Origin of the sequence: Streptomyces sp. KR55 (genome assembly GCF_052245645.1) — a bacterium.
In the GTDB taxonomy this organism is placed as follows: Bacteria; Actinomycetota; Actinomycetes; order Streptomycetales; family Streptomycetaceae; genus Streptomyces; species Streptomyces flavusporus.
Genome location: NZ_JBQQCE010000274.1, coordinates 1 through 12890, shown reverse-complemented (window position 1 = coordinate 12890; position 12890 = coordinate 1). Strand labels below are relative to the sequence as shown.

At 70.3% G+C, this 12890-nt stretch carries 8 protein-coding genes; 1 reads left to right on the top strand and 7 read right to left on the bottom strand.

What is annotated here, in order from left to right; all coding sequences use genetic code 11:
- From ACTWQJ_RS32345 to ACTWQJ_RS32335, 3 genes are all read right to left on the bottom strand, one after another.
- Positions 1-488: alpha-amylase family glycosyl hydrolase (locus tag ACTWQJ_RS32345; RefSeq protein ID WP_443310066.1), on the bottom strand; the 488-nt coding region annotated here is incomplete at its 3' end.
- Positions 485-2611, bottom strand: coding sequence for an alpha-1,4-glucan--maltose-1-phosphate maltosyltransferase (locus ACTWQJ_RS32340; RefSeq protein WP_443310065.1), 2127 nt, complete (start codon positions 2609-2611; stop codon positions 485-487). The genes ACTWQJ_RS32345 and ACTWQJ_RS32340, both read right to left, overlap by 4 nt.
- A 216-nt stretch (positions 2612-2827) precedes the next feature.
- Complete coding sequence (locus ACTWQJ_RS32335) at positions 2828-4030, bottom strand: S8 family peptidase (protein WP_443310064.1); 1203 nt, start codon at positions 4028-4030, stop codon at positions 2828-2830.
- A 517-nt stretch (positions 4031-4547) separates the two neighbouring features.
- Here ACTWQJ_RS32335 and ACTWQJ_RS32330 point away from each other — a divergent pair.
- A complete protein-coding gene (locus ACTWQJ_RS32330; protein WP_443310063.1) occupies positions 4548-7166 on the top strand; it encodes a glycosyltransferase family 1 protein in 2619 nt (872 codons plus the stop codon).
- A gap of 224 nt (positions 7167-7390) precedes the next feature.
- On the opposite strand, the gene ACTWQJ_RS32325 is transcribed toward ACTWQJ_RS32330, so the two are convergent.
- The 4 genes from ACTWQJ_RS32325 to ACTWQJ_RS32310 form a co-directional block, all read right to left on the bottom strand.
- Complete coding sequence (locus ACTWQJ_RS32325) at positions 7391-7894, bottom strand: DUF1990 family protein (RefSeq protein ID WP_443310062.1); 504 nt, start codon at positions 7892-7894, stop codon at positions 7391-7393.
- Between the two features lie 80 nt (positions 7895-7974).
- Positions 7975-9627 (bottom strand): M4 family metallopeptidase, encoded by a 1653-nt coding sequence (locus tag ACTWQJ_RS32320; RefSeq protein ID WP_443310061.1) that lies wholly within the window; start codon positions 9625-9627, stop codon positions 7975-7977.
- A 208-nt stretch (positions 9628-9835) separates the two neighbouring features.
- A complete protein-coding gene (locus tag ACTWQJ_RS32315) occupies positions 9836-11884 on the bottom strand; it encodes a M4 family metallopeptidase (RefSeq protein WP_443310060.1) in 2049 nt (682 codons plus the stop codon).
- A 263-nt stretch (positions 11885-12147) separates the two neighbouring features.
- The coding region (locus tag ACTWQJ_RS32310) for an ABC transporter ATP-binding protein (protein WP_443310059.1) at positions 12148-12890 on the bottom strand (743 nt) is incomplete at its 5' end.

Here is a 12890-nt window from a genome sequence, read left to right as displayed (position 1 = left end):
GTGTCGACGAAGATGATGCGGGCGTCCTGGTACTGCTTGTCGTCGTCGGCCCACATGTAGAAGTCGCCGTAGGGGCCGTCGGGGTCCTTGCGGGACTCCTGGAACCACGGGTGCTGGTCGCTGGTGTGGTTCATGACGAAGTCGATGATGACGCGCATACCGCGCTGGTGGGCGGCGTCGACGAACTCCACGAAGTCGGCCAGGTCACCGAAGTCCGGCAGCACTGCGGTGTAGTCGGAGACGTCGTAACCGCCGTCGCGCAGCGGCGACTTGAAAAACGGCGGGAGCCACAGGCAGTCCACGCCGAGCCACTGCAGATAGTCGAGCTTGGCGGTCAGGCCCTTGAGGTCGCCGATGCCGTCGCCGTTGCTGTCCTGGAAGGAGCGGACGAGGACCTCGTAGAACACGGCGCGCTTGAACCACTCCGGGTCACGGTCCTTGGCGGGCGTGTCCTCGAAGGTGTCCGGGACGGGCTCGTTGACGATCATGTTGTGGGTGACCCTCCGGTCTGCGGGGTGGACGGTCGCAGGACGGTCAGGATGTGCGCGGGCCTGATGCCCGGCTCGAGACGCACATAGTTGGCCCTGCCCCAGTGATAGGTCTCGCCGGTGAGCTCGTCGCGCACCGGCACCGACTCGTGCCAGTCCAGGCCGAGTTGCGGCATGTCCAACGAGACCGTGGCCTCCTGGGTGTGGTGGGGGTCGAGGTTCGCGACCACCAGAACCGTGTTCGATCCCGCCCGCTTGGAGTACGCAATTACCGCTTCCTGGTCCGCATGGTGGAAGTGGAGGTCCCGCAACTGGCGTAGGGCAGGGCTCTGCCTCCGGATCCTGTTGAGCTTGGTGATGAGGGGGGTGATGGTGCGTCCCTCGCGTTCGGCCGCCTCCCAGTCGCGGGGCTTGAGCTGGTACTTCTCCGAGTCCAGGTACTCCTCGCTGCCCTCGCGCAGCGGCGTGTTCTCGCACAGCTCGTACCCGGAGTACACCCCCCACGTGGGGGAGAGGGTCGCGGCGAGGACCGCGCGGACCTCGAACGCCGGGCGGCCGCCGTGCTGCAGGTAGGCGTGCAGGATGTCGGGCGTGTTGACGAAGAAGTTCGGCCGCATGTAGGCCGCCGCCTCCCCCGACAGCTCCGTCAGATACTCCGTCAGCTCCTGCTTGGTGGTGCGCCAGGTGAAGTACGTGTACGACTGCTGGAACCCGATCTGCGCCAGGGTGTGCATCATCGTCGGCCGGGTGAACGCCTCCGCCAGGAAGACCACATCCGGGTCGGTGCGGTTGACCTCCGCGATCACCCGCTCCCAGAACACCACCGGCTTGGTGTGCGGATTGTCCACCCGGAAGATCCGCACCCCGTGCGCCATCCAGTGCCGCAGCACCCGCACCGTCTCCGCGACCAGACCGTCCATGTCCCGGTCGAACGCGATCGGATAGATGTCCTGGTACTTCTTCGGCGGGTTCTCCGCATACGCGATCGACCCGTCCGGGCGGTGATGGAACCACTCCGGATGCTTGTCCACCCACGGATGATCCGGCGAACACTGCAACGCGAAGTCCAGCGCCACCTCCAGACCCAGCGCCCGCGCCTGGGCGACGAACCAGTCGAAGTCCTCGATCGTGCCCAGCTGCGGGTGCACGGCGTCGTGCCCGCCCTCCGGCGAGCCGATCGCCCACGGCACCCCCACATCGTCCGGGGCGGGGGACAGGGTGTTGTTGCGGCCCTTGCGGAAGGTGCTGCCGATGGGGTGGACCGGCGGCAGGTACACCACGTCGAAACCCATCCCGGCGATCACCGGCAGCCGGCGCGCGGCGGTGCGGAACGTGCCGTGCGCACGCTCCGCCGTGCCCTCCGAGCGCGGGAAGAACTCGTACCACGACCCGAACAGCGCCCGCTCCCGCTCCACCAGCAGCGGCAGCGGCTCGGACGCCGTCACCAACTCCCGCAACGGATACCGCGCCAGCACACCGTCCACCTCCGGCGTCAACGCGGCGGCCAGCCGGGAGGCGGCGGGCCGGCTCTCGTCCCGCAGCGCGGCGACGGCGGCGAGGAGCACGCGCCGTACGCTGCTCGGCGCCTGGACGGCGGCCCGCGTGTAAAGCCGCGCGCCCTCCTCCAGGACCAGGTCGGTGTCGATCCCGGCCGGGATCTTGATCCGGGCGTGATGCCGCCAGGTGGTGACCGGGTCGCCCCACGCCTCCACGGTGTAGGTCCACAGGCCGGGATCACCGGCGGTGACGGTGGCGCCCCAGCGGTCGGTGCCGGGGGCGAGTTCACGCATCGGCGTCCACGGGCCCGGGCGGCCGTCCGGGCCCTTCAGTACGAGATTGGCCGAGACGGCGTCATGGCCCTCCCGGAAGACGGTCGCCGAGACCTCGAACGTCTCCCCGGTCACCGCCTTCGCGGGCCGGCGCCCGTGCTGGACGATCGGGCGGACGTCGAGGACGGGTATGCGCCCGACGGTGGTCGCCTCGCCCGTGGAGGGTGGCTCCGGGACCGGCCGGCCGGCGTCGACGGGGCGCACGGGCTGTACCTCGGTGCTTTCGGGGCTGCTTTCGGTGCTGCTTTCGGGGCTCGATGTCAGGGGTGCTGACGAGTGGTGCGTGGCGGGCATCACCGCTCCTGTCCGCGTCAACGTGGGTGGGCGGATGGCTGTGGGGAGGTGGGTCGTGCGGGATGTGCCGGTGGGGGCGTACCGCAGGAGCCTTCCCACCCTGTTCGGGTGGGCAATCCGGCACTTTGTTAACTACTCACGCGTATGTCTACGCACAAGACCGGCCCCGTTCGAGACGAACGGGGCCGATACTGGCGTCACGGCTGGAATGTGGCGCTACGACCGCGGTACCTGGAGGAGTTTGTTCGGTGAACCCAGGCCGCGACCGGAGACCTTGCCGGAAACCGCCCCCGCCACAAGCGCCTTGGAAACCTGTGCCGGGGTGGATTCCGGATGGCCGGCCAGATACAGCGCGGCCGCGCCCGCGGCGTGCGGCGACGCCATCGACGTACCGGAGAAGGTCGCCGTGCCCGTGTTGCTCTTGTGGGACGCGGAGGTGATCGCCACGCCCGGGGCGAACAGGTCCAGTGCGGAGCCGTAGTTCGAGAAGGACGCCCGGGCGTCCGTGCGGCTCGTGGCGCCGACGGTGATCGCCTGCCGTACGCCCGCGGGGGAGTACAGGCCGGCGGGGAGGCCGTCGTTGCCCGCCGCGACGGTGTACGTGACGCCCGAGGCGATGGACGTGCGTACGGCGGCGTCCAGTTGGGCGTTGTAGAAGCCGCCCAGGCTGAGGTTGGCGACAGCCGGTTTGCGGGCGTGCCTGGTCACCCAGTCGATACCGGCGATGACCTGCGCGGTCGTACCGGAACCGGCGTTGTCCAGCACCCGCACGGCGACGACCTCGGCCTGCTTGGCGACGCCGAAGCTCTGGCCGGCGACCGTCGCGGCGACATGGGTGCCGTGTCCGTTGCCGTCACCGGCGGACCTGTCGCCGCCGATGAAGTCCCAGCCGTAACCGGCCCGGCCGCCGAAGTCCTTGGGGGAGATACGGATGCCGGTGTCGATCACGTACACCGTCACTCCGCTGCCCGCCGACTCCGGCCAGGTGTAGCTCTTGTCCAGCGGCAGGTTCGGCTGGTCGATGCGGTCCAGGCCCCAGGACGACGGGTTCTTCTGGGTGTGGTCGGCGGCCACACGGGTGTCCTGGGTGACGGAGGCGACGCGCGGGTCGGCTGCGAGCCGCTTCGCCTGTCTCTCGCCGGCCCGCACCGCGTAGCCGTTCAGGACCGTGCCGTATGTGTGGCTGATTCTCGCCCCGTACTTCTCGGCGATGCCCTTCCCGGCCGCCGACGGAGCCTTCGTTCCCCCCTTCAGCGTCACCAGGTAGCTGCCGCTGACGGCGCCGGGTTCTCCGGCGCCGAGTATCCGCCCCTCCGGCGCGGCCTGCGCGGGCGGAACGGTGGCCGAAAACACCGCGGCACATGTCACCGCGGTGAGGCCACCCGCCCAGCGCAGACGCCGTGTTCGCGTCCGTGCCATGGTCCGAGTTCCCCTCCTCGACTCGGCGTACGGCAGCCGCCGACCGCGTGCACCCGCTCGCCGGCCGGTACGCCAGTTGGCAGCCTCTCGTGCGGTGTGAAGCGCCACAAGGAGGCCTGTGGGGGCGGAATCGGCCATATCGGCCATGGCGGACGAGTGAAGGTTGCGGCGGAATTCGGTCGGCTTGGGGCATGACCGGCCGACAGAGGACGGTTGCCCCGGGGAGTCGGCCACAGCGACGCTGGGTAACCACTACCGTCGATGTCGATGACGGGACGCACACCGCCGTGCGTTCTCCTCCGCACGTGACGAGGTGGAATTTGAACCCTCCCGCTTCTGAACGAACGGGATTCCTGGCTCACGCCGCTCGACCGCTCAGCGAGCGGTCGAGTCTTACGCGATCAGCACCAGCCGGGTCGGAACCTGCCCGGTTGACGTCAAAGTCAAGGAGTTAGCGCGTGCTTGGTTCTCACAGCGCACCGGCCGCACTCTATCCGATCATCCTCGGAGGGGCCAAGTGAAGGCGATCCGTCGATTCACGGTCCGACCCGTTCTCCCCGACCCCCTCCGCCCGCTGAGCGACCTGGCACGCAATCTGCGCTGGTCCTGGCACACGGAGACACGCGATCTGTTCCAGTCCGTCGATCCGGAGCGGTGGGCCGCATCAGGCGGTGATCCCGTACGGCTCCTCGGCAGCGTGCCGCCCGAGCGGCTCACCGAGCTGGCCGAGGACCGCCGTTTCCTGCGCCGCCTCACCACGGTGGCCGACGATCTCCACGACTACGTCACCGGCGACCGCTGGTACCAGACACAGTCCGGTGAACTCCCCGCCGCCGTCGCCTACTTCTCACCCGAGTTCGGCATCACCGCCGCTCTGCCCCAGTACTCCGGCGGCCTGGGCATCCTGGCCGGCGACCACCTGAAGGCGGCCAGCGACCTCGGTGTACCGCTGATCGGGGTCGGGCTGCTCTACCGGCACGGCTACTTCCGCCAGACCCTCTCCCGGGACGGCTGGCAGCAGGAGCACTACCCCGTCCTCGACCCCAACGAGCTGCCGGTGGCCCTGCTCAAGGAGTCCGACGGCACCCCCGCCCAGGTCGCCCTCGCCCTGCCCGGCGGCAGATTCCTGCGCGCCCGGATCTGGCTGGCCCAGGTCGGCCGGGTCCCGCTGCTGATGCTCGACTCGGACATCGAGGAGAACGACCTCGGCGAACGCGGCGTGACCGACCGGCTCTACGGCGGCGGCAGCGAGCACCGGCTGCTCCAGGAGATGCTGCTCGGCATAGGAGGGGTCCGGGCGGTACGGACGTACTGCCGGCTCACCGGCCACCCCGAGCCCGAGGTCTTCCACACCAACGAGGGTCACGCCGGCTTCCTCGGCCTGGAGCGGATCGCCGAACTCTCCGACACGGGGCTGGAGTTCGACTCGGCGCTGGAAGCGGTCCGCGCGGGCACCGTCTTCACCACCCACACCCCCGTCCCGGCCGGCATCGACCGCTTCGACCGCGAACTCGTCGCCCGCCACTTCGGCCCCGACGCCGAACTCCCGCGCATCGACGTCGAACGCATCCTCCAGCTCGGCATGGAGACCTACCCCGGCGGCGAACCCAACCTCTTCAACATGGCCGTGATGGGCCTGCGCCTGGCCCAGCGCGCCAACGGAGTCTCCCTGCTGCACGGCAACGTCAGCCGGGAGATGTTCTCCGGACTGTGGCCGGGATTCGACCCCGACGAGGTGCCGATCACCTCCGTCACCAACGGTGTGCACGCCCCCACCTGGATCGCCCCCGAGGTGTTCCAGCTCGGCGCCCGGCAGATCGGCGCCGAGCGTGCCGAGGACGCCTTCAGCGACGGCGGCTCGGACCGGTGGGACGCCGTCGCGGACATCCCCGACCAGGACATCTGGGAGCTGCGCCGCACCCTGCGCGAGCAGCTTGTGACGGAGGTACGGGAACGGCTGCGCGCCTCCTGGCGGCAACGCGGCGCGGGCACGGCCGAGCTGGGCTGGATCGACGGCGTGCTCGACCCGGACGTCCTGACGATCGGCTTCGCGCGCCGCGTCCCGTCGTACAAGCGCCTCACCCTCATGCTGCGCGACCGCGACCGCCTGATGGACCTGCTGCTGCACCCCGAACGCCCGATCCAGATCGTGGTGGCCGGCAAGGCGCACCCGGCCGACGACGGCGGCAAGCGGCTCATCCAGGAACTCGTCCGCTTCGCCGACGACCCGCGCGTACGCCACCGGATCGTCTTCCTGCCCGACTACGGCATGGCGATGGCGCAGAAGCTCTACCCCGGCTGCGACATCTGGCTGAACAACCCGCTCCGCCCGCTGGAGGCCTGCGGCACGTCGGGCATGAAGGCGGCCCTGAACGGCTGTCTGAACCTCTCCGTCCTCGACGGCTGGTGGGACGAGTGGTTCCAGCCCGACTTCGGCTGGGCCATCCCGACCGCGGACGGTGTGGGCACAGACCCGGACCGACGCGACGACATCGAGGCGTCCGCCCTCTACGACCTGCTCGAACAGCGGATCACCCCGCGCTTCTACGAGCGGGGCCCGGCCGGCCTGCCCGACCGCTGGATCGAGATGGTCCGCCAGACGCTCACCCTGCTCGGCCCCAAGGTGCTGGCCGGCCGCATGGTCCGCGAGTACGTCGAGCGCCTGTACGCCCCCGCAGCCCGCGCCCACCGCACGATGGGCCCGGACGCGGCGCGCGAACTCGCCGAGTGGAAGACCCGGTTGCGCAGATACTGGCACGCGGTACGGGTCGACCACGTCGAAACGTCCGCCACCACGGCAACGGCCGAACTGGGCACGACCCTCACCCTCCGCGTCCGCGTCGCCCTCGGCGACCTCGCCCCCGACGACATCGAGGTCCAGGCCGTCTCCGGCCGCGTGGACTCCGAGGACCGCATCGCCGACGCCACGACGGTGCCGCTGAAACCGGCGGGCGGCCCCGACGTCGAGGGGCGCTGGATGTACGAGGGGCCGCTGTCCCTGGACCGGACGGGGCCGTACGGCTATACGGTTCGCATCCTGCCCGCGCACCGGTTGCTGGCGACGGGTGCGGAGCTGGGGTTGGTGGCGGTGCCTTCGGAGGATGTGGTGGAGGGGGCGGGGGTGTTGATGCGGTAGGGCGCGCCGAGGCGCCGCGTCCTGGACGGGGGGGAGGGTTCGGGCGCGCCCGAAGACCTCGGGCGAGGAGCAGGCCGAGCGGCCGCGGTTCCGGACAACAACCGAGGTCAGCGAGCATGCGGGAACCCCGGTCGGCACGTAGGGAAGCGTGCCGGCCGGGGCCGTGTCAGGCTCAGCAGTTCAAGTGCAGCCCAGCTTGGCACCGGTCCTGTCTTACGGGTGGGTCAGTCGCTCTCCCCGCACAACCGCCGCAATACGACCCCGCACCGCCGCGCATACGCATGCTGCAACCCCCGGGTAGCCGGACCGCCCGCTCGGGCGTACCACTTCGCCCCGCGGCTGAACGCGTTCACGGTCAGCCAGACCGTGCCGTCGCCCGTCCGTTCCACCACGAACGCCTCCTCGCCGCACTCCGGATGGCCGGAAAGCGTGCCGTACGCCCAGCCCACCCGCCGGTACTCCTCCACCGTCCACACCACCCGGCACGGTGCCTTGATCACGCCGGCGAGGATGACCGTGACGTCGACGCCGGGGGCCGCGCGGTCGGACGACGCGTCGATGCCGACGCCCAGCGCGCGGTGCATCTCCCAGGTCATGACCGCCTCGGCGGCTCTGCGGAAGACCTCCTCGCCCTCGCCGATGCGGGTGCGCACGTACAGGGGGTGGAAGCCGGGCGGGCAGAAGCCGTACTCCCGGGTCGCGCCGACGGCGTCGTACGTGAAGGACATGGGTCACAAGGGTAGGGCGGCACCCGGGGATGCCTTCGTCCCGGGTACCGCCCCTCAGCTCTGCGTCAACAGGCCTGAGCTCAGCTCACGTTGACCGCCGACCACGCCGCGGCCACCGCGCTGTACTCCGTGCTGCCGGAGCCGTACAGATCACGCGCCGCGTTCAGGGTCGCCGTACGGGCGCCGGAGTAGCGGGTCGTCGACGTCATGTACGTGGTCAGGGCCTTGTACCAGATCTGGACGGCCTTGGCGCGGCCGATGCCGGTGACCGTGGCGCCGTTGGACGTCGGCGAGTTGTAGGTGACTCCGTTGATGGTCTTGGTGCCGCTGCCCTCCGCCAGGAGGTAGAAGAAGTGGTTTGCCGGGCCGGACGAGTAGTGGACGTCCAGGCTGCCCAGGTTCGACCGCCAGTAGTCGGCCGAGTTGCCGTCCTTGCTCGGCTGGTCCATGTAGCGCAGCGGGGTGCCGTTGCCGCGGATGTCGATCTTCTCGCCGATGAGGTAGTCACCGGGATCGGAGGAGTTCGCCGCGTGGAACTCCACCGCCGTGCCGAGAATGTCGGAGGTGGCCTCGTTCAGGCCGCCCGACTCGCCGGAGTAGTTGAGCCCGGCCGTGTTGGACGTGACGCCGTGCGTCATCTCGTGGCCGGCCACGTCCAGGGACGTCAGCGGCTTGTTGTTGCCCTCGCCGTCGCCGTACGTCATGCAGAAGCAGCTGTCGGACCAGAACGCGTTGACGTACGCGTTGCCGTAGTGGACGCGGGAGTACGCGGCGACGCCGTCGTTGCGGATGCCGTTGCGGCCGAGGACGGTCTTGTAGAAGTCCCAGGTGACCTGGGCGCCGAAATGGGCGTCCACGGCGGCGGTCTGGGTGTTGGACGGCGAGCCGGTGCCCCAGGTGTCGTCGGCGTCGGTGAACAGGGTGCCCGTACCGGAGGTGCCGCGGTTGAGGTTGTACGTCCGGTTGTTGCCGCGGGTCGGGTCGCTCAGCTGGTACGTCGACCCCGACTGCGAGGTGCCGATCGTCACCGTGCCGCTGTACTGGCTGTTGCCGGTGCCGGTCTGGATCGCCTCCCACTCGTGGAGCTGCTCGCCGGTGGTGGCGTCGGTGATGACATGCAGTTCCTGCGGGGTGCCGTCGTGCTGGAAGCCGCCGACGACCGTCTCGTACGCGAGCGTCGGCTTGCCCTCAGCCGCCCAGACGACCTTGCGGGGCGCGCTGTCGGCCTCCGACTTGGTGGAGCCCTCGGCCTTGGCCGCCTTCAGGGCCTGCTTCTCGGCGGTGGCCTTCGTGATGTCCGGGGTGAGACCGGCGACCTTGACGGTGGCCTTCGTCGCCCTGGTGACGCCCTCGGTCGTGCCGGACGCCGACTCGTGGACGACCAGGTCGCCGCCGAGGACGGGGAGGCCGGCGTAGGTGCGTTCGTAGCGGGTGTGGACCGTGCCGTCGGCGTCCTTGACGACGTCCTTGACGACCAGTTTCTCCCGGGTGCCGAGGCCTATCTCGTCGGCGGTCTCGGTCGCCTCGGCCTGCTGGTCCTTGATGAGGGCGGTGCGGGCCGCGGGGGCCGGCGTGACCGGGACGGCGAGCGGGGTCGCCTTACTGCTGCTCCGCGCCGGGGCCTCGGCCGCGGAACTGCCGGTGGTCAGACCGGTGGTGAGCAGGGCTCCGGCCGCCACGGCGGTGGCGATGGCCAGAGTGGTGCGCTGGTGACGCGCGTAGAAGGGGGTCACACGAGCTCCTCTGTGGGGGATTCGATCGGTGCTGGTGCGGCGGGTGAGGGAAGAGTGACATCCAGGGCGCGTACATGTCAGGACCTCGAGGTGATGTTGGCCGAAAGGCGACTGTCCGGTAAACGTTTCGGGAATGTGAACGAGGGCGCCGCCCCGGGGAGTTGAACCACCGGGACGGCGCCCTGTCTTCGGGGAGCCGCGAACAGGCCTACGGGAACGTCAGCTTCCAGCTGTTGATGGTGCCGACGTCCTGGGCCGCCTGGTCCTGGACCCTCAACTTCCAGGTGCCGTTGGCAACTTCGGAGGACGCGTTGACCGTGTAGGTCTCGGCGACGTTGTCCGCCGAGTCGGAGGAGCTGAAGTTCTTCAGGCGGTACGCCGTCCCGTCCGGGGCCAGCAGGTCGATCACGAGGTCACCGCGCCAGGTGTGCACGATGTCGACCGCGACCTGGAGGTTGGACGGGGCGTTGCCGGTCCGCCCGGTCACGGGGATCGAGGACGTCACCGCGGCGCCGTTGTCCGGGATCGGCACGTCGGCGGTGTTCTCGAAGGACGTACCGCCTCCGCCGCCTCCGCCCGGGCGGGGCCCGACCGCGACGCCGGCCCAGGCGTCCTGCACCGCCTTGTACTCGGCGCTCGTCGTGCCGTACAGCTCACCGGCGACCGCCAGCGTGCCGGTGCGGGCGGCCGCGTAGTTGGTCGTGGACGTGAACTTCGTGGTGAGCGCCTTGAACCAGATCTGTTCCGCCTTCGCCCGGCCGATGCCGGTGACCGGCAGCCCGTCCGCGGTCGGCGAGTCGTAGCTGACGCCGTTGATGACCTTGGTGCCGCTGCCCTCGCTCAGCAGGTAGAAGAAGTGGTTCGCGGGACCGGAGGAGTAGTGGACGTCGATCGAGCCGATGCCCGAGTACCAGCTGTCCTTCGACGCGCCGTCCCTGCTCGGCCGGTCCATGTAACGCAGCGGCGTGCCGTCGCCGTTGATGTCGATCTCCTCGCCGATGAGGTAGTCACCGACGTCGGAGGAGTTGGCGGCGTAGAACTCGACGGCCGCGCCGATGATGTCGGAGGTGGCCTCGTTCAACCCGCCCGACTCACCGCTGTAGTTGAGGCCGGCGGTCGCCGAGGTGAGACCGTGCGTCATCTCGTGCGCGGCCACGTCGATCGAGGTGAGCGGGTTGGCGTTGCCCGATCCGTCGCCGTACGTCATGCAGAAGCAGCTGTCCGACCAGAACGCGTTGACGTAGTTGTTGCCGTAATGGACCCGGGAGTAGGCGCCCACGCCGTCGCCGCGGATTCCGCTGCGGCCGTGCACGTTCTTGTAGTAGTCCCAGGTCAGCGCCGCGCCGTAGTGCGCGTCGGCGGCGGCCGACTCCAGGTTGGAGGGGCTGTTGTTGCCCCAGACGTCGTCGGCGCCGGAGAAGAGGGTGCCGGTGCCGGAGGTGCCGCGGTTGAGGTTGTACGTCCGGTGGTTGCCGCGAGCGCCGTCGGTGAGGTTGTACGTCGACCCGGACTGGGTGGTGGTGAGGTCGACCGTGCCGCTGTACACCGTGTGGCCGGTGCCGTTGCGGACGGCCTCCCACTCGTACAGCTTCTTGCCGGTGGTCGCGTCGGTGATGACGTGCAGCTCCTGTGGGGTGCCGTCGTGCTGGAGGCCACCGACGACGGTCTCGTAGGCGAGGGCCGGCTTGCCGCTCGCGGCCCAGACCACCTTGCGCGGCTCGCCGCTCACATCGGGGCTCTTGGCGTCCTCGGCGCGTGCGGCGCCGAGCGCCTGCCGCTCCGCCTGGCCGGCGGCGATGGCGGGCTTGAGCGACGGCACCTCGATGGTGGCCCGGGTGGCCTTGGTGACGCCCTCGGTGCGGCCGTCCTCGGCCGTCCGGACGACCAGGTCGCCGCCCAGGACGGGGATGCCGCCGTAGGTGCGCTCGTAGCGGGTGTGAAGGGTGCCGTCGGTGTCCTTGACAACGTCCCGGACGACGAGCTTCTCCTGGGCGCCGAGGTCGAGTTCACCGGCGGTGGCCGCCTTGTCGGCATCGGCCTCGCGGATCAGCGCGGCGCGCTGGGCCGGGGTGAGCTTCAGGGGCAGGGCGCCCGCCTTCGCCCCGGCCGACGCCGACGGTGCCTTCTCCGGGGCGGCGGTCGCGGCGCCGGACTGCACGGCGGCGGCGAGGAGGGCGGAGACGCCGACGAGGACGACGGCGGCGGTTCTGCGGGGTGTGGTGTGGGAGGTGCGTCTGCGAGAGGAACTGCTTCTCAACACTGACTCCTTCTGCGTGGCCGCGGATCACGTGGCCAGGGGAGATCCGGACGGCGGGTGGGCCGCCCGGGCAGAACGCGAAACCAGGTGCGGATGGCCGGGGCCAACACAGCGGCGGATCGGTGGGGTTGCTGTGAAGTGGCCGAGGGAAGCGTGGCACCGACGAGCGCTTACTGTCAGGAGCGCGTCAAAAATTTGTCCGGAAATCGTTCGTTGTCCGGGAGTTCACGTTCGGTATACGGACTGTCGGGGCTGTGGATGCGCTACGGCGTCGGATCCCCGTGCCACGTCCGCCACAGCCTCGCGTACGCACCGTCCGCCGCCACCAGTTCCTCGTGCGTGCCGAGTTCGGACAGGCGTCCCGCCTCCATCACGGCCACCCGGTCCGCGTCGTGCGCGGTGTGCAGACGGTGCGCGATGGCGATCACCGTACGGCCCTCGAGTACGGCGGCCAGGGCGCGCTCGGTGTGCCGGGCGGTCGTCGGGTCGAGCAGGGCGGTGGCCTCGTCGAGGACCAGGGTGTGCGGGTCGGCCAGCACGACCCGGGCCAGGGCGAGTTGCTGGGCCTGTGAGCCGTCGGTGCGCCGGCCTGCCGCACCGAGCTCGGTGTCCAGGCCGGCGGGCAGCTCGCGCACCCAGCCGTCGGCGCCGACCGCGGTGAGCGCGGCCCACAACTCCTCGTCCGTCGCGGCCGGTTCGGCGATCAGGAGATTGTCGCGGACCGTGCCCAGGAACACATGATGCTCCTGCGTGACCAGCACGACCTGGCGGCGCAGCCGCTCCGGCCCCAGACCGGCGACCGGCACCCCGCCCACCGTCACGGTGCCCGCGCCCGGCGCGTCGATGCCCGCCAGCAGCCTGCTCAGCGTGCTCTTGCCCGCGCCGGATGGACCGACGACCGCGAGCCGTTCCCCGGGCCGCACCGTCAGGTCCACCCCGCGCAGCACCTCGCCGCCACGGTCGTAGGCGTAGTGCACGCCGGTGACGTCGATGCGGTCGTCGGTCC